General features: G+C 72.4%; 19 protein-coding genes. 11 read left to right on the plus strand and 8 right to left on the minus strand.

All coding sequences use genetic code 11. From position 1 onward, the window contains the following. The first annotated feature begins 49 nt into the window (after window positions 1-49). Complete coding sequence (locus GA0070618_RS20070; protein WP_088983012.1) at window positions 50-565, plus strand: MarR family winged helix-turn-helix transcriptional regulator; 516 nt, start codon at window positions 50-52, stop codon at window positions 563-565. Continuing rightward, on the plus strand, window positions 562-2,187 hold the full coding sequence (locus tag GA0070618_RS20075; protein ID WP_414467527.1) for a CocE/NonD family hydrolase: 1,626 nt from the start codon (window positions 562-564) through the stop codon (window positions 2,185-2,187). The genes GA0070618_RS20070 and GA0070618_RS20075 overlap by 4 nt, the downstream gene beginning before the upstream one ends. 48 nt (window positions 2,188-2,235) lie before the next feature. Here the strand turns inward: GA0070618_RS20075 and GA0070618_RS20080 are convergent, their stop codons facing one another. Then, window positions 2,236-2,439, minus strand: a complete 204-nt coding sequence (locus GA0070618_RS20080) for a cold-shock protein (RefSeq protein WP_088983014.1) — start codon at window positions 2,437-2,439, stop codon at window positions 2,236-2,238. A 149-nt stretch (window positions 2,440-2,588) separates the two neighbouring features. Here GA0070618_RS20080 and GA0070618_RS20085 point away from each other — a divergent pair, with 149 nt between their 5' ends. Both GA0070618_RS20085 and GA0070618_RS20090 read left to right on the plus strand, forming a co-directional pair. Continuing rightward, complete coding sequence (locus GA0070618_RS20085; RefSeq protein WP_088983015.1) at window positions 2,589-3,296, plus strand: class I SAM-dependent methyltransferase; 708 nt, start codon at window positions 2,589-2,591, stop codon at window positions 3,294-3,296. Window positions 3,297-3,389: 93 nt separating this feature from the next. Next, entirely contained in the window at window positions 3,390-4,010 is a 621-nt protein-coding gene (locus GA0070618_RS20090; protein ID WP_088983016.1) for a DedA family protein, read from the plus strand. Window positions 4,011-4,258: 248 nt separating this feature from the next. Here the strand turns inward: GA0070618_RS20090 and GA0070618_RS33575 are convergent, their stop codons facing one another. From GA0070618_RS33575 to GA0070618_RS20100, 3 genes are all read right to left on the minus strand, one after another. Beyond that, window positions 4,259-4,462 carry a hypothetical protein gene (locus GA0070618_RS33575; RefSeq protein ID WP_143740296.1) on the minus strand — a complete coding sequence of 68 codons (204 nt, stop codon included), beginning with the start codon at window positions 4,460-4,462 and terminating at the stop codon, window positions 4,259-4,261. A gap of 84 nt (window positions 4,463-4,546) precedes the next feature. Then, entirely contained in the window at window positions 4,547-5,200 is a 654-nt protein-coding gene (locus GA0070618_RS20095) for an MBL fold metallo-hydrolase (RefSeq protein ID WP_088983017.1), read from the minus strand. Between the two features lie 7 nt (window positions 5,201-5,207). Further along, window positions 5,208-5,921, minus strand: a complete 714-nt coding sequence (locus GA0070618_RS20100; protein ID WP_088983018.1) for a maleylpyruvate isomerase family mycothiol-dependent enzyme — start codon at window positions 5,919-5,921, stop codon at window positions 5,208-5,210. 163 nt (window positions 5,922-6,084) lie between these two features. On the opposite strand from GA0070618_RS20100, the gene rsgA reads away from it, so the two are divergent. The 3 genes from rsgA (at window position 6,085) to GA0070618_RS20115 (ending at window position 10,858) form a co-directional block, all read left to right on the plus strand. Next, a complete protein-coding gene (gene rsgA, locus GA0070618_RS20105; RefSeq protein WP_088983019.1) occupies window positions 6,085-7,131 on the plus strand; it encodes a ribosome small subunit-dependent GTPase A in 1,047 nt (348 codons plus the stop codon). Between the two features lie 188 nt (window positions 7,132-7,319). Beyond that, on the plus strand, window positions 7,320-10,259 hold the full coding sequence (uvrA, locus tag GA0070618_RS20110; protein ID WP_088983020.1) for an excinuclease ABC subunit UvrA: 2,940 nt from the start codon (window positions 7,320-7,322) through the stop codon (window positions 10,257-10,259). 116 nt (window positions 10,260-10,375) lie between these two features. Continuing rightward, window positions 10,376-10,858 (plus strand): Rieske (2Fe-2S) protein, encoded by a 483-nt coding sequence (locus tag GA0070618_RS20115; RefSeq protein WP_088983021.1) that lies wholly within the window; start codon window positions 10,376-10,378, stop codon window positions 10,856-10,858. 69 nt (window positions 10,859-10,927) lie between these two features. On the opposite strand, the gene GA0070618_RS20120 is transcribed toward GA0070618_RS20115, so the two are convergent. Then, window positions 10,928-14,170 (minus strand): penicillin acylase family protein, encoded by a 3,243-nt coding sequence (locus GA0070618_RS20120; protein ID WP_088983022.1) that lies wholly within the window; start codon window positions 14,168-14,170, stop codon window positions 10,928-10,930. Window positions 14,171-14,391: 221 nt separating this feature from the next. Here GA0070618_RS20120 and GA0070618_RS20125 point away from each other — a divergent pair, with 221 nt between their 5' ends. The 4 genes from GA0070618_RS20125 (at window position 14,392) to GA0070618_RS20140 (ending at window position 18,244) form a co-directional block, all read left to right on the plus strand. Next, entirely contained in the window at window positions 14,392-15,306 is a 915-nt protein-coding gene (locus tag GA0070618_RS20125; RefSeq protein WP_088985684.1) for an endonuclease/exonuclease/phosphatase family protein, read from the plus strand. 52 nt (window positions 15,307-15,358) lie between these two features. Beyond that, entirely contained in the window at window positions 15,359-17,296 is a 1,938-nt protein-coding gene (gene uvrC, locus GA0070618_RS20130) for an excinuclease ABC subunit UvrC (protein ID WP_088983023.1), read from the plus strand. Window positions 17,297-17,491: 195 nt separating this feature from the next. After that, on the plus strand, window positions 17,492-17,965 hold the full coding sequence (locus tag GA0070618_RS34755) for a hypothetical protein (RefSeq protein ID WP_088983024.1): 474 nt from the start codon (window positions 17,492-17,494) through the stop codon (window positions 17,963-17,965). Between the two features lie 72 nt (window positions 17,966-18,037). Further along, window positions 18,038-18,244 carry a hypothetical protein gene (locus tag GA0070618_RS20140; protein WP_157748964.1) on the plus strand — a complete coding sequence of 69 codons (207 nt, stop codon included), beginning with the start codon at window positions 18,038-18,040 and terminating at the stop codon, window positions 18,242-18,244. 15 nt (window positions 18,245-18,259) lie between these two features. Here GA0070618_RS20140 and recQ read toward each other — a convergent pair whose 3' ends face one another. The 3 genes from recQ to GA0070618_RS20155 all read right to left on the minus strand — a co-directional run bounded on the left by recQ (window position 18,260) and on the right by GA0070618_RS20155 (window position 22,001). Next, window positions 18,260-20,104, minus strand: coding sequence for a DNA helicase RecQ (gene recQ, locus GA0070618_RS20145; protein WP_088983026.1), 1,845 nt, complete (start codon window positions 20,102-20,104; stop codon window positions 18,260-18,262). A gap of 262 nt (window positions 20,105-20,366) precedes the next feature. Then, complete coding sequence (locus GA0070618_RS20150; RefSeq protein WP_088983027.1) at window positions 20,367-20,843, minus strand: carboxypeptidase-like regulatory domain-containing protein; 477 nt, start codon at window positions 20,841-20,843, stop codon at window positions 20,367-20,369. Between the two features lie 222 nt (window positions 20,844-21,065). After that, window positions 21,066-22,001 carry a trypsin-like serine peptidase gene (locus GA0070618_RS20155; protein ID WP_088983028.1) on the minus strand — a complete coding sequence of 312 codons (936 nt, stop codon included), beginning with the start codon at window positions 21,999-22,001 and terminating at the stop codon, window positions 21,066-21,068. Window positions 22,002-22,039 lie beyond the last annotated feature (38 nt).

Here is a 22,039-nt window from a genome sequence, read left to right on the forward strand (position 1 = left end):
ACCGGGACAACGACAAGGGGAGACGCGGCGCAACGTGGCAGGTCACGGCATGTACCGGCGACGCGACACCCGACGCGAACACATGGTCGCCGAGATCATCAACGACCTCCGGCGGTACGCGGTGGACGCCCAGCACGTCGCCCACGCCTTCGCCGGCCTGCACGGCCTCGGCGGCACCGACCTCCAGGCGCTGATCGCCGTGATGGACGCCGAGCTGCGCGGGGACCCGATGACCCCCGGCCGCCTCGGCGAGCACCTCGACCTCTCCTCCGGCTCGATCACCGCCCTGGTGGACCGGCTGGAACGGGCCGGGCACCTCCGGCGGGACCGGGATCCCTCGGACCGCCGCCGGGTCCTGCTGCACTACGCCGAACGGGGCGCCGCCGTCGCGAAGGAGTTCTTCCGGCCGCTCGGTGCCCGTACCGACGAGGTGATGGCCGACTTCACCGACGCCGAGCTGGAGGTCGTGCACCGGTTCATGGTGGGCATGACCGCCTCGCTGCGGCAGCACCGCGACGACGTCCGCGCCGCCCGTCCCGATCCGCCCCGACGCCGGGCGGAATGATGCTCACCCGGCTCGCCACCGGCCTGCTGCGGCTACCACCCGCCCGGGCCCGGGTCACCCTCACCCGGGACCTGCCGGTGCGGGCACGTGACGGGGTGATCCTGCGCACCGACCACTACGCGCCGCACCCGCCCGCCGTCCCCACCGTGCTGATCCGCACCCCGTACGGGCGCAGCGGGCCGATGCGGCTGCTCGGCCGGCTCGTCGCCGCCCACGGCTACCACGTGGTGATCCAGTCCTGCCGGGGCACGTACGGCTCCGGGGGCACCTTCGAACCCCTCGTGCACGAGCGCGCCGACGGCCTCGACACCCTCGACTGGTTACGCCGGCGACCCTGGTACACCGGCGCGTTCGGCATGTTCGGCGCCAGCTACCAGGGCTTCGTGCAGTGGGCGTTGGCCGCCGAGGCCGGCGACGAACTGCGCGCCATGGTCGCCGTGGTCACCGCCTCCACCACCCGCGACTCCACCTACGCGGGGGAGTCGTTCTCCCTGGACACCGTGCTGACCTGGGCGGAGCTGCTCCAGGCGCAGACCGTGCCCTGGCTGGCGAGGCAGTGGGAACTCAAACGCGGTCAGCCCCGCCTCGCCGCCGCCCTGGCCCACCTGCCGCTGGCCGAGGCGGACCGGATCGCCACCGGCGCGACCGTCCCGTTCTTCCAGGAGTGGCTGCGCCACCACACCCCCGAGGCGGCGTACTGGCGGGAGCGGGTCTTCGACGACCGGCTCGCCGAGGTGCGCGCCCCGGTGCTGATGGTCAGTGGCTGGCACGACATCTTCCTGCCCGCCCAGCTCGCCGACCACGCGGTCCTGCGCGCCGCCGGCACCCCCTGCCGGCTGACCATCGGTCCGTGGACCCACGGCAGCCCCGGACTGCTGCTCGCCGCGCTGCGGGAGGGACTGGACTGGCTGGACACCCACCTCGCCGGCCGTCGCCCCGCCACCGACGTCCCGCCGGTCCGGGTGCACGTCGGTGGGGACGGTGGCGGCTGGCGGGACCTGCCGGACTGGCCGCCGCCGGTCGGGCGGAGCAGTTGGCACCTGCACCCCGACGCGGCGCTGCGGCCGGAGCCGCCGGCGGAGTCCGCGCCCGACCGGTTCCGGTACGACCCGGCCGATCCGACCCCGTCGCTGGGCGGGCCGCTGCTGGTCGCGCAACGGGCCGGACCGGTGGACAACCGTCCGGTCGAGGCCCGTTCCGACGTGCTCACGTACACCAGCGCGCCATTGACCGCCCCGCTGGAGGTCGTCGGCCCGGTGTACGCCGAGATGTACGTCCGCAGCGAACTGGCGTACCTCGACGTCTTCGTCCGCCTGTGCGACGTGGACCCGCGCGGGCGGTCCTGGAACGTCTGCGACGGACTGGTGCGGCTCTGGCCGGGCCGCTTCCCGACCGACGACACCGGCGCGGTCCGGGTACCGGTGCCGCTCTGGCCCGTGGCGCACCGCTTCGCCCCCGGACACCGGCTGCGGGTGCAGGTCACCGGCGGCGCGCACCCCCGCTACGCCCGTAATCCCGGCACCGGCGAGCCGCTCGGCGTGGCCGTCGAGCTGCGGGCCGGGTGGCGGGAGGTGCTGCACGACCCGGCGTACCCGTCGGCGGTGCACCTGCCCGTGCCGTGACGCACGCGGTGGCGGCGCCCCCGAGGGGTGCGCCGCCACCGGCACGGTCTACAGCGGGCGGACGTTGTCCGCCTGCGGACCCTTCTGACCCTGGGTCACCTCGAACTCGACCTTCTGTCCCTCGTTCAACTCCCGATAGCCACTCGTCGCGATCGCCGAGTAGTGGACGAAGACGTCCGGGCCTCCGCCGTCCTGCTCGATGAAGCCGAAGCCCTTTTCCGAGTTGAACCACTTGACCGTGCCGGTTGCCATGCATCTCTCCCTGTTGCCATGGGAGACCACCGGCGTTCGGCCGATGATCGCCCTGTACCACCCCGACAGTAACCGGCCGGGCCATCGTCCGCTGGCCGAAGTGCCGTGTCGGCGAGGCGAAAGCCCCCCGGGGTCGTCAGGATGACGGCATGCTTGCCGAAATGGACGGCCCGACGCGCGACGCCGCCGCCGCACTGCGGCGGGAGATCGGCGCGCCCGGTGGCGGCCCCGACCGGCTGCGGTTGCTGCCGACCCCGCTGGTGCCCGAGGTGCGACTGCACGTCGCCGAGGACGCCATCCTCTGGTGGGCCCGGATGGAGGCCGACGCCGGGCACCGGCTGCCCGCCCCCTACTGGGCCTCGGCCTGGGCGGGAGGCCAGGCGCTGGCCCGCTACCTGCTGGACCATCCCCGGGTCGCGGCCGGACGCCGGGTGCTCGACCTCGCGACCGGCTCGGGGCTGGTGGCCATCGCCGCCGCCCTGACCGGAGCGGCACGGGTACAGGCCAGCGACATCGACCCGTACGCGGTGGCCGCCGTCGGCCTCAACGCCGACGCCAACCGGGTCGCCGTCGACGCCACCGCCACCGACCTGCTCGACACCGACGGCGGTGACGTCGACCTGCTGCTTGCCGGGGACGTGTTCTACGACCGGCCGATGGCCGACCGGGTGCTGCCCTTCCTGGAACGGGTCGCCGGCCGGGGCGTGGACGTGCTGGTCGGCGACCCGGGGCGGGGGTACCTGCCGGAGGAACGGCTGGAGCCGGTCGCCGTCTACCGGGTGCCCAGCACCGAACCGGCCGTCGAGTCGTCGGTGCGCCAGGTACGCATCATGCGTCCGCGCCGCCGTCCCGGATGACCCCCGACCCCGGGGGCTCCGGGTCGTTCTCAGGGAAAAGCCGGGGCCAAAGCCCCATGTGTACGGTGGCCGCCCCGGCATAGCCTCATCGGCATGACGGAATGGCTGACCCAGATCGGAGAGCTCCCCACCCTGCTGCTGATGGGGGTGCTCGGGATGGTCATGCTCTTCGACGCCATCCCGCTGCTCGGCGTGCTCGTCCCCGGGGACGTGGCGGTGCTCGCGGCGGTCGGGGTGGGTCAGCCGGCCGCGACGTTCGCCTCCTTCGCCGCCGTCGTCGGGGGCTGCCTGGCCGGCTGGTCGGCGAGCTTCCTGGTCGGCCGCCACTACGGCGGTCGGCTGCGCGCCAGCCGGGTCGGGGACTGGATCGGGGAGGACCGCTGGGCGGCCGCCGAGGGCATCCTGCACCGGGGCGGCGGGCGGATGGTGCTGGTCGCGCCGTTCCTGCCGGTGTTCAACGCGCTGCTGCCGCTGGCGGCCGGCGGGCTGCGCATGCCGTACCGGCGCTTCGTGGCCTGCGCCGCCTCCGGGGCGGTGCTCTGGGCGGGCCTCTACGTCGTGCTGGGCTCGCTGGCGCGGTCGCTCGGCGGCCTGCTGCCGGGAGAGTCCGCCACCTGGGGCACCCTGGGGTTCGGCATGCTCTTCGGCATGGTGGTCCTGCTGGCCAGCCGGCGCCGGCTGCGCGCCGCGGCCGTGGCCGCCGACGCGTCGTAGCGGAACGGAACCGGGCGGCGCCGATCCGGGGGCACGACCGTCGCACCACCGTCCTGGCGTTCCGGCAGCTCGCGGCGACGGTCGCCCGTCGCCTGTACGCCGTCCCCGCCCCGTCGGCTGGTGGACCGGACCAGTTCCTCACCCGGCGTGACCGCAGGCTGGCGCCCGCCCCACCTCCGTCCATCCTTTGCTCTGCACCCCTGGACGCACCAGGCACGCACGGTGAGCGGCAGTTTCCCGCCACCGACCTACTCCTCGGTGGTGTCCAGCAGGTCGAGCAGGGTCGGCCCGTCGGGCTGTTCCGACCGGGGCATGGGGATGTGCGGTGGGAGGAGTCCGAGTTGCCGGGCGCAACTCTCGCCGTAGCCGTCGTACAGGCGGCCCTTGGCCACCGGGTGTCGGCAGCGGCGGCATCGGACGGGCGGTGGATCGGGCAGTAGTGGTTCGATCATGGGGCGGTGGTCTCCTGTGCGATGTGCGGGAGCCCGGGAGTCGACGACGGCCGACCCCCGGGCCTCCTCGCCACGAAGGGCGGTCTACCAGCCGCGCGCCCGCCACTGCGGCACCGCCGGGCGCTCCGCGCCGAGCGTGGAGTCCTTGCCGTGACCCGGGTAGAACCAGGTGTCGTCGGGCAGCCGGTCGAACAGTTTGTGCTCGACGTCGTCGATGAGCGAGGCGAACCGATCCGGGTCCTTGTCCGTGTTCCCGACCCCGCCGGGGAACAACGAGTCCCCGGTGAGGAGGTGCGGGGTGCCGGCTGGGTCCCGGTAGAGCAGGGCGATCGAGCCGGGGGTGTGTCCGACGATGTGGATCACCTCCAGCGCGCAGTCGCCGACCGGGACGGTGTCGCCGTCGGTCAGCGTCTCCGACGGGATCGGCAGCCCCTCGGCGTCGTCCGCGTGCACCAGCGACCGGGCGCCGGTGGCCGCGACCACCTCCTCCAGGGCCACCCAGTGGTCCATGTGCCGGTGGGTGGTGACCACGGCGGTCAGGCCGGCGTCGCCGACCAGGTCGAGCAGGCGGGGCGCCTCGTTGGCGGCGTCGACGAGCACCTGTTCGCCGGTGGCCCGGCACCGCAGCAGGTAGGCGTTGTTGTCCATCGGTCCCACCGACAGCTTGGTGATGGTGAGCCGGTCGAGTTCGCGCACGGCAGGGGGGCCGCCGGGGGTGACGTCTCCGCGGTAGGTCATCGGTCTTCTACATCCATTCGGGTGGTTGCGGGAGGGCGCCGTCGGGGACGACGGTGAGCGTCCGACCCTCGGAGCGGCCGGTGAGCCAGGCGGCCAGCTCGGCAGCGGGGCCGGTGATCGTCGGGGCGTGCTCGGGGGCGCCGACCGTCAGCTGGTGTCGGGCGCCGTCGAAGCGCAGCACCATGGCCGGCGCGTCGGGCCGGTCGGCCAGCCCGGCGGTCACCTCGTGCAGCAGCCGGTGGGCGAAGGGTTCCGACCAGTCGGCGGGACGGTAGTCGGCGGCGAGGTCGACGTGGTGCACCTCGATCTCCCGCAGCCGACCCCAGACGAGGGTGGCCGCCGGCAGCGGGCCGCGTCGCCCCCGTACGGTGGCGGCCCACGCCTCGACCGGCATGGCGGCGACCGCCCCGGCGAACCGGTCGGCGCAGCGGCGCAGGTCGTCCAGGTGCGCCTCGGGCGGGCGGGTCGCGCCGGTGGCGATGTCCGTCTCCCGGGCGGTCGCGCTGGCGTACATCGGGACGTGCTCGCCGGTGCGGGCGGCGGTGAGCAGGTTGACCAGCCCGTCGGCGTTGCGGGCCAGGTGGGCCAGGACGTGACCCCGCGTCCAGCCGGGCAGCAGCGACGCCGCGGCGAGATCGGCGGCGTCGAAGCGCGCGGCGGTGCGGAGCAGGCGGTCCGTGGCGGCGTCCACCTCGCCGGAGAGCAGAAGCGGATCGGTCACCTGGCGACCCTATCCCGGGTGGTGGCGGCGTGCCGGCGGAAATCGGTTTCGGCGTGTCGGTGGGCCACCTACCGTCGACGTCGACGCGGGCAACGGCTTGGACGGGGGTGTTTTCGCTGGCCGCGTGCCCGTCGATCACTCGCTTGCAACCGATGGGAATGCCATGACGATCGATCTCACCGCCCTTGGCTGGGACGCCGCCCGTGCGGCGGCCGTCCGGCGCGGGCAGCGTCCCGGCCGGGTGGCCCGGGTCGACCGGGGGGTCTGCACGGTGCTGTGCGCCGAGGGGCCGGTCCGGGCGAGTCTGGGCGGTGCGGTCCTGGCCGCGGCGGCACGTGACCTGACCAGCCTGCCCTGTGCCGGCGACTGGGTGCTGCTGGGCACCTGGCCGGACGGCCCGGTCACGGTGGAGAAGGTGTTGCCCCGCCGGACGGCGCTCGTCCGGCGCACCGCCGGCCGGGACGCCAGCGGGCAGGTGCTGGCGGCGAACCTGGACGCCGTGGCGGTGGTCGAGCCGGTGCACCCCGAGCCGGACGTCGCCCGGATGGAGCGACTGCTCTCCCTGGTGCACGCCTCCGGTGCCCGGCCGCTGGTCGTGCTGAGCAAGGCCGACCTCGCGGCGGACGCGGCGGCGGTGGCCCGCCAACTGGCCCGGGTCGCCCCGGGTGTGCCGGTGCTGCCGGTCAGCGCGGAGGGCGGGGCGGGGCTGGACCCCCTGCGCGCCGAGGTCGTCCCGGGACGGACGCTCGGACTGCTCGGGATCTCCGGCGCGGGCAAGTCGAGCCTGGTCAACGCGCTGGCCGGGGCGGTGGTGATGCCGACCCAGGCGATCCGGCGGGTCGACGGGAAGGGGCGGCACACCACCACCTGGCGGGCGCTGGTGCCGATCCCCGGTGGCGGCGCGGTCCTGGACACCCCGGGCGTGCGGGCGGTCGGGTTGCTGGACGGTGCCGACGGCCTGGACCGGGCGTTCGCCGACGTCACGGCGCTCGCCTCGACGTGCCGGTTCACCGACTGTGGGCACGCGGTCGAGCCGGGGTGCGCGGTCCGGGCGGCGCTGGAGAGCGGTGAGCTGACCGCGCGGCGCTGGGAGAGTTGGCGCAAGCTCCAACGGGAGTTGACCGTCGAGAGCCGGCGTCGGGAGGCCCGGCTGGCCGCCGAGCGGCGGGGCGGCTGGCGGCGCGGGCGGCGGCACAGCGCCCGGCCCTGAGCGCGGCCCCGGGCGGTCGCCCGGCCGGGTACAGGCCGGCTGAGCTGGGGGAATGCGTCGGCGCGGGAAACTGTCGTACCCCGGGGCTAGAGTTGCCGGGGCGCTCTTCCTGCGCCGACCAACCGCTCGGATCACTATCAGAGCGGTACAGATCGCCTCATCTTCCTCAAGCCTGGAGTACTCGGACAGTGGCCGACCGCCTGATAATCCGTGGCGCGCGCGAGCACAACCTGCGTGACGTCAGTCTCGACCTGCCCCGGGACGCGCTGATCGTCTTCACCGGGCTCTCCGGGTCGGGCAAGTCGAGCCTGGCCTTCGACACGATCTTCGCCGAGGGGCAGCGGCGCTACGTCGAGTCGCTGTCCTCGTACGCCCGGCAGTTCCTCGGGCAGATGGACAAGCCCGACGTCGACTTCATCGAGGGGCTCAGCCCCGCCGTCTCGATCGACCAGAAGTCGACCTCGCGCAACCCGCGTTCCACCGTCGGCACCATCACCGAGGTCTACGACTACCTCCGGCTGCTCTTCGCCCGCGTCGGCGAACCGCACTGCCCGGTCTGCGGTGAGCGGATCTCCAAGCAGAGCCCGCAGCAGATCGTCGACCGGGTGCTCGCCATGACCGAGGGCACCCGGTTCATGGTGCTCGCGCCGGTGGTGCGCGGGCGCAAGGGCGAGTACGTCGACCTCTTCGCCGAACTCCAGGCCAAGGGCTACGCCCGCGCCCGGGTCGACGGTGTGGTGCACCCGCTGACCGAGCCGCCGAAGCTCAAGAAGCAGGAGAAGCACACCATCGAGGTGGTGATCGACCGGCTCACCGTCAAGCCCAGCGCCAAGCAGCGGCTGACCGACTCGGTCGAGGCCGCGCTCGGGCTCTCCGGCGGGCTGGTCCTGCTCGACTTCGTCGACCTGCCCGAGGACGACCCGGAGCGGGAACGCCGCTACTCCGAGCACCTGGCCTGCCCGAACGACCACCCGCTCGCCATCGAGGACCTGGAACCCCGGGTGTTCTCCTTCAACGCCCCGTACGGCGCGTGCCCGGAGTGCACCGGCCTGGGCACCAAGAAGGAGGTCGACCCGGAGCTGATCATCCCCGACCCGGAGCGCACCCTGCGCGAGGGCGCGATCCAGCCCTGGGGCACCGGGCACAACCTGGAGTACTTCCTCCGCCTGTTGGAGGCGCTCGGCGAGAGCGAGCACTTCGACCTGGACACCCCGTGGCGGGCGCTGCCCGCGCGGGCGCAGAAGACCATCCTGCACGGCTCGGGTGACCAGGTGCACGTGCGCTACCGCAACAAGTACGGCCGCGAGCGCTCCTACTACACCGGCTTTGAGGGCGTGGTGCAGTGGATCGAGCGCCGGCACTCCGACACCGAGTCGGAGTGGTCGCGGGAGAAGTACGAGGGGTACATGCGGGACGTGCCCTGCGCGGCCTGCGGCGGGGCCCGGCTCAAGCCGGAGGTGCTCGCGGTCACCCTGGCCGGCAAGAGCATCGCCGAGGTGTGCAACCTGTCGGTGGGGGAGTGCGCGGAGCTGCTCGCCGGCATCGAGCTGACCGACCGGCAGAAGATGATCGCCGAGCGGGTGCTCAAGGAGATCAACGCCCGGCTGCGGTTCCTGCTCGACGTCGGTCTGGACTACCTCTCCCTCGACCGTCCCGCGGGCACCCTCTCCGGCGGCGAGGCGCAGCGGATCCGGCTCGCCACCCAGATCGGGTCCGGCCTGGTCGGCGTGCTCTACGTGCTCGACGAGCCGTCCATCGGCCTGCACCAGCGGGACAACCACCGCCTGATCGAGACCCTGCTGCGGCTGCGCGGCCTGGGCAACACGCTGATCGTCGTCGAGCACGACGAGGACACCATCCGGGTCGCCGACTGGATCGTCGACATCGGGCCGGGCGCGGGCGAGCACGGCGGCCGGATCGTGCACTCCGGCTCGGTGCCCGCCCTGCTGGAGAACGCGGAGTCGGTCACCGGGGCGTACCTCGCCGGGCGGAAGTCGATCCCGACGCCGCCGCAGCGCCGCCCGCAGACCCCCGGCCGGGAGCTGGTCGTGCACGGCGCGCGTGAGCACAACCTGCGCAACCTGACCGTGGCGTTCCCGCTCGGGCAGCTCATCGCGGTCACCGGGGTCAGCGGCTCGGGCAAGTCGACCCTGGTCAACGACATCCTCTACGCGGTGCTGGCCAACCAGATCAACGGGGCCCGGCTGGTGCCCGGCCGGCACACCCGGATCACCGGCCTGGAGCACGTCGACAAGGTCGTCGGCGTCGACCAGTCGCCGATCGGCCGTACGCCCCGGTCGAACCCGGCTACCTACACCGGGGTCTGGGACCACGTCCGCAAGCTCTTCGCCGAGACCACCGAGGCGAAGGTCCGGGGGTACGGTCCGGGCCGGTTCTCGTTCAACGTCAAGGGCGGCCGGTGCGAGGCGTGCTCCGGCGACGGCACCCTCAAGATCGAGATGAACTTCCTGCCCGACGTGTACGTCCCCTGCGAGGTCTGCAAGGGCGCCCGGTACAACCGGGAGACCCTGGAGGTGCACTACAAGGGCAAGACGGTGGCCGACGTGCTGGACATGCCGATCGAGGAGGCGGCCGAGTTCTTCTCCGCGATCCCGGCGATCCACCGGCACCTGAGGACCCTGGTCGACGTCGGTCTCGGGTACGTCCGTCTCGGCCAGCCCGCCCCGACCCTCTCCGGTGGTGAGGCGCAGCGGGTCAAGCTCGCCTCCGAGCTCCAGAAGCGCTCCACCGGCCGGACGGTCTACGTGCTCGACGAGCCCACCACCGGCCTGCACTTCGAGGACATCCGCAAGCTGCTGATGGTCCTGGAGGGGCTGGTCGACAAGGGCAACACGGTGATCACGATCGAGCACAACCTCGACGTGATCAAGAGCGCCGACTGGCTGATCGACATGGGCCCGGAGGGTGGCCACCGGGGCGGCACCGTGCTCGCCACCGGCACCCCGGAGGAGGTCGCCGAGGTGCCCGAGAGCCACACCGGCCAGTTCCTGCGACCGGTGCTCGGCCTCGACGGCGAGGCCCGGGGCGCGACGGCGGCCACCGGCCGGGCGGCGAAGGCCAACGCCACCCGCCGCCCCACCCGGAAGGCGCCGGCCCGGTCCCGCTGACGTGAGCGGGGTGTCGCCCCGGGCGGTGGTTGAACCGTCCGGCACAGTGGTTCGTGTCTTCCTGGTGTGACCGCGGATCATGGAAGGCGGCACGGAGTGCGAGAGAGAGGTTGGGCATGAGTGACGACAACGGGCTGACCGGGCCGGCCACCCGCCGCACCCTGCTCGCCGGGGCCGGCGCGGTCGGCGCGGCGGTCGTCCTGACCGCGTGCGGTGGGGACGACGAGCCGACGGGTTCCGGCTCCGCCGCCCCGACCAGCGGCGGTCCGGGCGTGTCGCCCAGCGCGGACGCGGGCGGCGACCGGGGTGCGGCCGACGCCATCGTCGGCACCGCCGACGTCCCGGTCGGTGGCGGGGTCATCTTCGCCAACAAGGGTGTGGTGGTGACCCAGCCCAGCGCCGGGGTGTTCAAGGGGTTCAGCCCGATCTGCACCCACCAGAAGTGCCCGGTGTCGAAGATCGACGGCGGCACGATCATCTGCACCTGCCACAACAGCAGGTTCTCCATCGAGGACGGCTCGGTGAAGGGCGGCCCGGCCAAGCAGCCGCTGCCGGCGAAGGAGATCGTCGTCGACGGCGACCAGATCCGCCTGGCCTGACCATGACACCGGCGTGGCCGGCACGGTCTCCCGTGCCGGCCACGCCGTTTCACGTCCGTCCGGGGCGGGTCAGTGGGCGTACACCGCCATCTCCCAGAGCGAGAAGCCGTAGGTGGTGGCCCGGGTCAGGCCGCGCATCCGCACGTACCGGGCCGTCTCGGTGGGGAAGGTGACCACGTCGGTGCCGCCGTCGGCGGTCGTGGTGGACCAGGCGGTCCGCCAGGTGCTCCCGTCGGCGGAGACCTCGATCCGGTACGACCGCGCGTACGCCTCCTCCCAGGCCAGCACCACCCGGCCGACGGGTCGGGCCGAGCCCAGGTCGACGGTGAGCCACTGGTCGTCGGCCCGGGAGCTGGCCCACCGGGTGCCCAGGTCCCCGTCCACCGCCCGCCCGGCGGGGTAGCCGAGTTGGCTGCTCGACGCGGTCACCGTCCGCTGCGTGGCCAGGTTGGTCAGGTCGTCCCCACGCTTCGCCGGGAAGGAGACGACCTGCTGGTAGGTGGGCCGGTTCTGCCAGGCGATCGGGGCGTGGGTGATCCCGCCCAGCGGTGACTGGACGATCGCGTCGGCGCACCACTGGTCGCCGGCCGCGCAGGTGCTGTCCCCCGGGTAGGTCTGGGTGGCCGGGGTCGCCGCCGCCGTGCCGAGCGTGTCGAGCAGGATCTGTCGACATCCGGCGAGGCTGCCGTTCCCGCAGTGGGTACGGCCGAGGCCACCGGAGACCGGGACGCCGAGCACCGCGCGCAGGTCCTTGTCGACCCAGCCCCACCAGCCGTACTGGAACGCCGAACCCTTGTGCAGCTGGGTCGTGCTCGCCGAGCCGGGCAGGGTCGACTTGTCGCCGGACTGGTGACCGGAGGGGGACTCGTTGATCGACAGGGTGTTCACCAGCGCCTGGTACAGGTCCGCGCCGAGCGGCTCGGCGAACATGCCCCGGACCAGCAGCGGCCACCAGGCGTCGAAGGTGCGGATCGCCTCGGCGTGCCGGTAGACCTTCGAGCCCTTCGCGGTCTCCACCCGCAACGCGCCGTCCTGCCGCCAGGCCTTGAGCCGGCTGATCTCGGCGGCCAGGGTGGCGTCGGTGACCGGCTGGCTCTCCAGCACCCGGATCAGCTCGTCGAGCACCTCGACGCCGCGCAGGTCGGTCAGGCCGGCGCGTTGCACCAGCGCGGTGAGCGAGGCCCGGTCGAACTTCTGGCCGGCCGCGATGGCCGCCTTGATCGGCTTGTCGAGCAGGTCACCCCGGTGCACCGCGCCGAAGCTGAAGTTGCCGTCGGCCGCGCCGAAGTCCTTGGCCTGCTTGTTGTTCCAGCTGATGTAGTAGTCCTGGTTCTTCGACTGCGGATGGGTGGCCAGCGGGGCGTACCGGGCGGTGTTGGTCGCCGGGTCGTAGCCCTGCCACTCGTACGCCGGTTCGGCCCGCATCGGCAGGTTCGGGTTGGACCCGGCGGCCCGCAGCGGGTGCAGGCCGGAGGTCAGGTACGCCGACTCGGTGGAGTTGACGTAGAACCAGTTGAACGCGTACTCGACGTTGTTCGCCGAGGTGACGAAGGCGTCGGCGGAGCCCATCAGGGCCGGGTCGTTGAACATCTGGAAGCCGATCGCCGAGACGGCCTCGTGCCGGTAGGTGGAGCGCAACTGGGTGAACGCGTGCGGCCGGCCGCCCACCGTGCCGCGCCAGGCCACCAGGCCCAGCTTCGTCCGCCAGGCGACCAGCCGGTACGACCCGGCGGGCGTGCCGTCGGCCAGGGTCGGCTTCCACGTGTTGACGTGGGACAGCTTCTCCATCGGCAGGCACTGGCCGCGGAACAGGTAGTGGTCGCTGGTCGGCGTCGGCGCGCTGCCGTCGGGGGTGCAGAGCGGCACCGCGTACGTGTCGGTGATGTCCTGGTTGGCGGAGGTGGCGCTCCAGGCGTAGTCCTGACCCCGGCCGAGCAGCACGTAGAGGTTCAGGCCGGCGAACGCGGCGCCCCGGGCGCTGATCCCCGGCCCCTGCAACTCCTGGACCATCAGCAGCTGCGGCGCGAAGTAGCCGGTCTGCGGGCCGAAGACGGCGATCGGGTGGCCGGTCGCGGAGTGCGCGGCGGAGACCACGGCGGCGTTGGACATGCCCCGGTGGGCCGGGCTGATGGTCAGTCCGGAGAGCGCGGCGGCCAGGTCCGCGCCCGGGGTGGGGGTGTTGTTGCCGGCGGAGCCGGTGGGGTCGGTGAAGACGGGCTCCGGACGGGCCGAGCCGGCGTCGGGCAGCGCCACGCTCGCCGCGTTCGGGTCGGCGGCGCCGTACGGGAAGCTCTGCCCGTCGTGCAGGGTCAGGACGGTCTCCGGGTCGTTCTGCCCCCGGAAGGCGTTCCACACCCGGTCGCCCTCGGTCGGGCCGTACTTGGCCCGGGCGGCGATCCGGACCAGCGCGGACTGCATCTCGGTGCCGCCCCCGCCGCCGAACAGGCCGCCGACCACCCCGGCGATGGCGATCAGGTCGGTCATGGTGAACGGCTCCGGGCCGCCCTCGTTGGTGATCGCGTCGAGGTGTCCGGTCAGCACGTACTCACCGGGGCAGTTGCGGTCGTCCATGCAGTCCTGGACGTAGGCGTTGATGCCGGCGATGTACTCCTGCACGTCGGCGTAGAGCTGCGCGCCGCGCGGGCCCCTGCTGCGCAGCGCGTCGACCTGGGCCTGGAGGTCGGCCTCGGTGTACGGCGAGTTGCGCCAGACGCTCTGCTCCAGGGCCCGGTTGCCGGGCGCGCCGCCGGCGAATGGGGTGAGGGTGCCCCGCCCGACGTGCCGCAGCAGGTCGATGGTGAAGAGCCGGTCCTCGGCCCCGGCGTACCCGGCGCCGTACATCGTGCCGCCCCGGGTGGTGCCGGTGATGTGCGGGACGCCGGTGGCCCGGTCCCGCACGATCCGCACGTCGGCGCGCGGCGAGTAGCTCCGTTCGACCTGGGTGGGCGGCACGCCGAAGGACGCGTCGGTGAAGAACGAGCCGATCTGGTCCGCGCGCAGCCCGGCGTAGCCGTAGACCAGGTCGGCGTACCGGCCGAGCTGGTCGCCGGAGTGCCGGGGCATGGTGCCGAGGGTCTGGTGGGCGAGGATCTCGACCAGGGTGGCGTTGCCGTTCTGGCCGGGCGGCACGATGTCGCCGCACTCGCCCAGGCAGTAGTCGTTGGCGGCGAACGTGGTGGTGCCGGTGGCCTTCCCGGCGACGGCCGGTGCGGCGTCCGCCGGGGGCGGGGCGGGGGAGACGAGCAGGGCGGCGAGGCCGACGACGGCGGTCGCGCCGGCCAGCAGGCGACGGGTGGTGGCGGGACGGGACATGTGATCCTCCGGTAGCTGGGGATCATGACGCGGGACGGGAAGTGCCGGGGGTTACGTGAAGAACATTCGGTTACCGGATGGTAGGCCGGACTGGCCGGCATGGGAAGGCATCAACCGAGGTCCCTGTCCGAGGTGTTGAGTGTGACGCAGTTGCTCGATAGCCTTCGATCCCTGTGCCGTCGCCGGGTCGGGCGCGGCCCACCGTCGAGAAGGGACACCGGATGATCGCCGTACGCCTGCTCGCGTCGGGGGCACTGCTCGCCGCCCTGGTCTCCGCGCCGACGTCCGCCGCTGCGGCGCCCGAGCCCGCCGCCTCGGGCGCCTTCTCGGTGCTCACCTACAACGTCGCCGGCCTGCCCGAACCCCTCTCCGGCAGCAACCCGGACGTCAACACGCGACCGATCGGGGAACGGGTCAACGCGTACGACATCGTGCACGTCCAGGAGGACTTCAACTACCACTCCGACCTGTACGACACCGACCGGCATCCGTACCGGACGCGCACCAGCGGACCGGTGCCGTTCGGCAGCGGCCTGAACACGATGTCGAACCTGCCGTACGCGAACTTCCAGCGGATCACCTGGAACCGGTGCGCCGGCACCGACTGCCTGACCCCGAAGGGCTTCACCGCCTCCCGGATCCAACTCGCCGAGGGGGCGTACGTCGACTTCTACAACGTGCACGCCAACGCCGGCAGCGACGAGCGGGACCTGGCCGCCCGGCGGGACAACCTGGCCCAGCTCTCCGCGTACATCACGGCCAACTCCGCCGGCAACGCGGTGGTGGTGATGGGCGACCTGAACGTCCGCTACACCCGCACCGGCGACACCATCCGGGAACTGGTCGCCGCCAACGGCCTCACCGACGCGTGGGTGCAGCAGGAACGCGGCGGCGTGCCCCCGGCCCTCGGCAGCCCGGCGCTGACCTGCGACCCGGCCAACGTCACCAACGCCTGCGAGGTGGTCGACAAGATCCTCTACCGGAGCAACCAGACGGTCCGGCTCCAGCTGAGCCGCTACCACAACGAGCACCAGCGGTTCCTGGACCCGGCCGGCGACCCGCTCTCCGACCACTACCCGCACGCCGCCTGGTTCACCTGGAGCGTCGACGCCGGCCTGCGGGGCAGCGACACCTGAGGCGACCGGCACGCCACCGGGAGTGTCGGCCCCAACGGCTAGGCTCGCAGGCGTGGCCGACCCGTCGACGTACCGCCCCGCCCCCGGCACCATCCCCGAGTCCCCCGGGGTCTACCGGTTCCGGGACGGCACCGGTCGGGTCATCTACGTCGGCAAGGCCAAGAACCTGCGCAGCCGCCTCAACTCCTACTTCGCCGACCCGGTCGGGCTGCACCAGCGTACCCGGCAGATGGTCTTCACCGCCGAGTCGGTGGAGTGGACCTCGGTGGCCACCGAGGTCGAGGCGCTCCAGCTCGAATTCCTCTACATCAAGCAGTACGACCCGCGCTTCAACGTCCGGTACCGGGACGACAAGTCGTACCCGTACCTCGCCGTCACCCTCGACGAGGAGTACCCCCGTCTCCAGGTGATGCGCGGCGCGAAGCGCAAAGGCGTGCGCTACTTCGGGCCGTACTCGCACGCCTGGGCGATCCGCGAGACGCTCGACCTGCTGCTGCGGGTCTTCCCGGCCCGCACCTGCTCGGCCGGGGTGTTCAAGCGGGCCGGGCAGGTCGGCCGGCCCTGCCTGCTCGGGTACATCGGCAAGTGCTCCGCGCCCTGCGTGGGCAGCGTCACCGCCGAGCAGCACCGGGACATCGTCGACGGCTTCTGCGACTTCATGGCCGGCCGCACGGACACCATGGTCCGCCGGCTCGAACGCGAGATGACCGAGGCGAGCGAGCAACTGGAGTTCGAGCGGGCTGCCCGGCTGCGCGACGACGTCGCCGCCCTGCGCCGGGCGATGGAGAAGCAGACCGTCGTGCTCGGCGACGGCACCGACGCCGACGTGGTCGCGTTCGCCGACGACCCCCTGGAGGCCGCCGTCCAGGTGTTCCACGTCCGCGACGGCCGGGTCCGGGGCCAGCGCGGCTGGGTGGTGGAGAAGACCGAGGAGCTCACCACCGGCGACCTCGTCCACCACTTCTGCACCCAGGTGTACGGCGGGGAGCAGGGCGAGACCGACGTGCCCCGCGAGCTGCTCGTCCCCGAACTGCCCGGCGACGCCGACGCGCTCGCCGACTGGCTCTCCACCCGGCGGGGCAGCCGGGTCACGCTGCGGGTGCCGCAGCGCGGCGACAAGCGGGCCCTGCTGGAGACGGTCGGTCGCAACGCCAAGGACGTCCTCGCCCGGCACAAGCTGCGCCGCGCCGGTGACCTGACCACCCGCAGCCAGGCTCTCGACGAGATCGCCGAGGCGCTGGGGATGGACACGTCCCCGCTGCGCATCGAGTGTTACGACGTCTCCCAGATGCAGGGCACCGACGTGGTGGCCAGCATGGTGGTCTTCGAGGACGGCCTGCCACGCAAGAGCGAGTACCGCCGGTTCATCGTGCGGGGCGCGACCGACGACCTGTCGGCCATGTCCGAGGTGCTGCGCCGCCGGTTCGCCCGGTACCTGGACACGCGTGCCGAGACCGGCGAGATCGGCGACGAGACGGCCACCGACCCCGACCGTCCGGGGATCGACCCCACCACCGGCCGGCCCCGGAAGTTCGCGTACCCGCCGCAGCTGGTGGTGGTCGACGGTGGCCCGCCGCAGGTGGCCGCCGCCGCGACGGCCCTGGCCGGCCTCGGCGTCGACGACGTGGCGCTCTGCGGGCTGGCCAAGCGGCTGGAGGAGGTCTGGCTCCCCGACGACGAGTTCCCGGTCATCCTGCCGCGCACCTCCGAGGCGCTCTACCTGCTGCAACGGGTTCGCGACGAGGCGCACCGGTTCGCCATCACCTTCCACCGGCAGCGCCGATCCAAGCGGATGACCGAGTCCGCGCTGGACACCGTGCCCGGTCTCGGTGAGGTCCGCCGCAAGGCGCTGCTGCGGCACTTCGGCTCGCTGAAGCGGGTCGCGGCGGCCACCGTCGACGAGATCACCGAGGTGCCCGGCATCGGCCCGCGCACCGCCGAGGCGATCCTGGCCGCGCTCGGCGCGGGCGAGCAAACGGCCCGCTCCTGACCCACACATGCGGAGCTGTCCCGGCCGGCGGGCACTACAACTAGGTTGCGGCTATTGGGTCAAGTGAGTAATCACACACTTCGATACAAGGGGTCGACCTTTGCTGAGATAACTGAGAGTGTCGGGGAGCTAACTCATGACTACGGGGGCCATGGGTGTAGTGAGGATTCTGCCTGCCCCCGAACAGGAGGCGGCATGAAACGCACCTTCCTCTCGCCCGGCCGAACGCTGATGGCAGCCTTGGCGGCGTTCGCTCTTGTCCTCATGGGCCAGACCCAGGCTCAGGCTGACACGGGTTCCCGTGACCGGGGCGGGGTCCAGACGCGGGGAGACGTCAGCGTCCTGGGCGCCGATGACCTCTTCCTGGAGTACTACGAAGGAGGTTGGATCCTCGGAACGGGAGAGTTCAACGCCGATCCGGAAAACGGTGTCCCGGGCGACGCGATCAGGGCCTGCGACACGCACGCCGATGGTGCGGGCATCGATGTACAGATGGACATCAACCCCGGCAGCATCTGGATCACCGATCGGCTCGCCACGACCCGTGGCCACAACTCCCCGTACTGCAGCCCGTGGATGTCTGGAGACATCCCGGAAGGAACCGTGGTCGCGGTGAGGATCTGCAAGGCCAGCGTCGCCTGTAACGCTCCGCAGTACAGCTTCGCGTAAAGACCGCAGCCCAACGGGCGATGCGTGGGACGGGCGGTGACGGCTCGGGGGACTGGCTCCCGGGCCGTCATCGTGCCCGGGTCAGCCGGCAGGTTCGTCGTGGTGGAGGGTGGCCGGCAGTTCGCGGCGCAACTGCTGACGCACGTGCGGCACGCCCGCGACGGCGGCGGCAAAGAGTTCTCCAGCGAGCCGTACGACTTCGACAGCCCGGTGGCGGTCAGCCGGACAGGATCCGGTGGTGGGGCAGGTTGCCGGCCCGACGAGCTGCGTGTCAACTGATCGGGGTCTGGGCGACTACTCCCTGAGGACGGCGAGGATCTGCTCGCCGTACTTGGCGAGCTTGTTCTCGCCCACCCCGCTGATCCCGGACAGCTCGGTCAGCGAGGACGGCGAATCGCTGGCGATCTGCCGCAGCGTGGCGTCGTGGAAGATCACGTACGCGGGCACGCCCTGCTCCTTGGCGGTCGCCCCCCGCCAGGCCCGGAGCCGCTCGAAGACCGGCGCGGCCTCCGGCGACAGCTCGACCACGGCGGCTGCCCCGCCACGCCCTGCCTTCGCCACCCGTTCGGCCTTCGCCGGCCGTTCCGGCTCGCGGCGCATCATCACCGTGCGCCGTCGGCCCAGCACCTCGGCGCTCGCCTCGGTCAGCGCGAGGGTGCCGTAGTCGCCCTCCACCGTGAGCAGCCCCTCGGCGAGGAGTTGGCGCACCACGCCCCGCCACTCGGCCTCCCGCAGGTCGTCGCCGATGCCGAAGGTGCTCAGCGAACTGTGGCCGTACTGGACGATCTTGTCGTTGCTGCGGCCCAGCAGGATGTCGATGCAGTGCCCCGCGCCGAAGCGCTGGTTGCGCTCCCGGTGCAACCGGTAGACCGTGGAGAGCAGCTTCTGCGCGGCGACCGTGCCGTCCCAGGACTCCGGCGGGTGCAGGCAGGTGTCGCAGTTGCCACAGGATGCGGTGGCCGGCTGACCGAAGTACTCCAGCAGTTGCCCGCGCCGGCAGCGGACCGTCTCACAGAGGGCGAGCATCGCGTCCAGGTGGGCGGCGAGGTTACGCCGGTGCGCGACGTCGCCCTCGGACGTGTCGATCATCTTGCGCTGCTGCACCACGTCCTGGAGTCCGTACGCGAGCCAGGCGGTCGACGGCAGGCCGTCCCGTCCGGCGCGGCCGGTCTCCTGGTAGTAGCCCTCCACCGACTTCGGCAGGTCCAGGTGGGCGACGAAGCGGACGTCCGGTTTGTCGATGCCCATGCCGAAGGCGATGGTCGCCACCATCACCAGGCCGTCCTCGCGCAGGAAGCGCTGCTGGTTGGCGGCGCGGGTCGCCGCGTCCAGACCCGCGTGGTACGGCAGCGCGGCGATGCCGTTGGCCACCAGGAACTCGGCGGTCTTGTCGACCGACGCGCGGGAGAGGCAGTAGACGATGCCGGCGTCGCCGGGGTGCTCGTCGCGGAGCAGAGCGAGCAACTGCTTGCGCGGCTCCCGCTTCGGCACGATCCGGTACTGGATGTTCGGCCGGTCGAAGCTGGCGACGAAGTGCCGGGCGTCGGTCAGGTCGAGCCGGGTGGCGATCTCCGTCCGGGTCGCGGAGGTCGCGGTGGCGGTCAGCGCGATGCGCGGCACCCCCGGCCAGCGCTCGTGCAGCATCGACAGGGCGAGGTAGTCGGGGCGGAAGTCGTGACCCCACTGCGCCACGCAGTGCGCCTCGTCGATCGCGAACAGGGCGATCCGGCCCCGGTCGAGCAGGTTCAGCGTGGCCCGGCTGCCCAGCGCCTCCGGGGCCAGGTAGAGCAGGTCGATCTCGCCGGCCACGAACTCCGCCTCGACCAGCCGGCGGGTGTCCGGGTCGAGCGTGGAGTTGAGGAAGCCGGCCCGGACCCCGACCGCGCGCAGCGCGTCGACCTGGTCCTGCATCAGCGCGATCAGCGGGGAGACGACCACCGCCACGCCGTCGCGCAGCAGCGCCGGGATCTGGTAGCAGAGCGACTTGCCGCCACCGGTGGGCATCAGCACCAGGGCGTCCCCGCCGCCGGTGACGTGCTCGACGACCTCCTGCTGGAAGCCCCGGAACGAGTCGTAGCCGAAGACCCTCCGCAACACGTCCAACGGGGTTTCGGTACGCAGCGCGGTGGGGGAGTCCATCGGGGGATTGTACGAGCGCCGGGTGACACGTGAACCGGCACAGGTGGGACAGGTCAGCGTGGTTCCACGCCCCGTCGTCGCCCCGACCCGCCCCCAGCGTGCGGCCGGCAGGGCGACAGCCGGGGCGCGCTCCCTGCCCCACCTCGTCGATCATGGAGTTGTGGCGCCTGACAAGCGGCTTCTTGGTGCCTGAACTCCATGATCGACGGCGGGTCGTCTCGGCCGAACCCGCGGGGTCGCATGTCGGGGCTGGCCCGGGGGGTCAGCGGACGGTGATCTCGACGCGGCGCTGCGCGCCGGCGCGTACCTCGACGGCGGGGGCGGCGACCGGGGACGCGCCGTCCGCCGGCACGACGCTGACCTCGTACCGCCCCGGCGCGAGCTGCCAGCGGAAGTAGCCGTCGTCGTCGGTGGTCACCACCAGTTCCGGCACCGGCACCGGGGGAGTGTCGAGCGAGCGCACCCGGACCGTCGCGTTGACGACCGGCGCGCCGGTCGGGGTGCGGACGCGTCCGCTGACCACTCCCCGGTTCCCCGGCGGGAGGTCGTCGTCCACGTCGTCGCCCGTGTTGTCGCCGGTGTCGTCGTCCGGCTCGTCCGGCCGGTCGCTCACCGGGAGGTCCGGGCTGCCGGTGGCCGGTGGCGGGGCGTCCGCGGAGTCGTCCTGCCCCTGGCAGCCGGTGAGCAGGACGCCGAGAACGGCCACCGACAGGCCGATCATGCCGAGACGTTTTCGCATGGTGCCGACCGGCCCTTTCCGTGTTGGGTCCGACAGTCGGGTTTCCGTCCGTCGAATTGTGTCGGAAACCGGAGGCGTTTGTTTACCTAAATGTTGCCGCCCCGTCGGTTACTTCTATCACGGATTCCGGGCGAGGACGGTCGGAACGCGGACGGAACGGTTCCGGACACGGCGTACGCCGAGCGGGCGGCACCCGTTCGGGTGCCGCCCGTGAACGGTGGATCAGGGCAGGGACGTCCAGTACTGCATGTTGGCGAAGACCCCCTCGGTGATGCGCTTGCCTGAGTTGGGGTTGCCGCCGTAGCCGTGGTAGGCCATGACGCATTCGCCGCAGCCGGACCGGTTGTAGTGGACCGGGCCGCCGCTGTTGCCGCCGACGGTGTCGTTGCGGTAGTAGACCTTCTCGGTGGTGGAGTTGACCACGGTGGCCTGGACGCCCTCGTCCAGGTCCCCGCACCACTGCTCCAGCGGCTTGTCGCCGGGGTAGCCGCAGGCCCGGGTGGGCAGGCCGTTCAGGCTGGCCGCCTGCCACCAGTACCCGAACCAGCCGACGGTGTCACCGAGCCGGCAGTTGAGCTTGACAGTGCCGTAGTCGAACTCGTGGTTGGCGTTGGTGGTCCAGCCGACCACCGAGTGCAGGCTCTTGGCGGTGCAGGAGCCGTACGGCGCGCCACCGGAGCCGTTGTACCCGGGGTAGACCACCACGTTGGTCGACCAGGATCCGCCGGATCCGCCGCTGTGCAGGCAGTGGCCCGCGGTGCCGACCACGTCCGGTCCGTAGAACCAGCCGGTGCAGCGACCGCCCGAGAAGGTGATCAGCGCGACCGCCCGGTAGGGGAAGCCGGTGGTCGGGTTGATCCGGTACCGCTGGTCGGCGCCGATGATCGAGTTGGTGCCGGGTGCGCCCTCGTCGACCGCGCGGTCCCGGGACCGGGTCGGGGTGCCGGTGCCGGCGAAGCTCGGCGAACTGGTGGTCTTGGCCGCGACGCCGGGGCCGGGGGCGGGGACGTTGACGCTGGCGGTGGGGGTGTCCGGGCTGACCCGGCTGGTGGCGGGCTCGGCGGAGGCGGGGACGCCGCCGGCGGCGAGCAGGGCCGCCGCCGTGGCGGTCGCCACGGCGAGCAGACGGACCCGACGACGGACTGACAATCGCGTCATGACTCTCCCTCACAGGGCGGGGATACGGGCAGGCCTCA

It is taken from the genome of Micromonospora echinospora, from assembly GCF_900091495.1.
Taxonomy (GTDB): Bacteria; Actinomycetota; Actinomycetes; order Mycobacteriales; family Micromonosporaceae; genus Micromonospora; species Micromonospora echinospora.

Bases quoted from the DNA above. Each gene is read 5' to 3' on its own strand.
- GA0070618_RS20070 (WP_088983012.1), top strand. From the start codon at position 50: ATGTACCGGCGACGCGACACCCGACGCGAACACATGGTCGCCGAGATC.
- GA0070618_RS20075 (WP_414467527.1), top strand. From the start codon at position 562: ATGATGCTCACCCGGCTCGCCACCGGCCTGCTGCGGCTACCACCCGCC.
- GA0070618_RS20080 (WP_088983014.1), bottom strand. From the start codon at position 2,439: ATGGCAACCGGCACGGTCAAGTGGTTCAACTCGGAAAAGGGCTTCGGC.
- GA0070618_RS20085 (WP_088983015.1), top strand. From the start codon at position 2,589: ATGCTTGCCGAAATGGACGGCCCGACGCGCGACGCCGCCGCCGCACTG.
- GA0070618_RS20090 (WP_088983016.1), top strand. From the start codon at position 3,390: ATGACGGAATGGCTGACCCAGATCGGAGAGCTCCCCACCCTGCTGCTG.
- GA0070618_RS33575 (WP_143740296.1), bottom strand. From the start codon at position 4,462: ATGATCGAACCACTACTGCCCGATCCACCGCCCGTCCGATGCCGCCGC.
- GA0070618_RS20095 (WP_088983017.1), bottom strand. From the start codon at position 5,200: ATGACCTACCGCGGAGACGTCACCCCCGGCGGCCCCCCTGCCGTGCGC.
- rsgA (WP_088983019.1), top strand. From the start codon at position 6,085: ATGACGATCGATCTCACCGCCCTTGGCTGGGACGCCGCCCGTGCGGCG.
- GA0070618_RS20115 (WP_088983021.1), top strand. From the start codon at position 10,376: ATGAGTGACGACAACGGGCTGACCGGGCCGGCCACCCGCCGCACCCTG.
- GA0070618_RS20120 (WP_088983022.1), bottom strand. From the start codon at position 14,170: ATGTCCCGTCCCGCCACCACCCGTCGCCTGCTGGCCGGCGCGACCGCC.
- GA0070618_RS20125 (WP_088985684.1), top strand. From the start codon at position 14,392: ATGATCGCCGTACGCCTGCTCGCGTCGGGGGCACTGCTCGCCGCCCTG.
- GA0070618_RS34755 (WP_088983024.1), top strand. From the start codon at position 17,492: ATGAAACGCACCTTCCTCTCGCCCGGCCGAACGCTGATGGCAGCCTTG.
- recQ (WP_088983026.1), bottom strand. From the start codon at position 20,104: ATGGACTCCCCCACCGCGCTGCGTACCGAAACCCCGTTGGACGTGTTG.
- GA0070618_RS20150 (WP_088983027.1), bottom strand. From the start codon at position 20,843: ATGCGAAAACGTCTCGGCATGATCGGCCTGTCGGTGGCCGTTCTCGGC.
- GA0070618_RS20155 (WP_088983028.1), bottom strand. From the start codon at position 22,001: ATGACGCGATTGTCAGTCCGTCGTCGGGTCCGTCTGCTCGCCGTGGCG.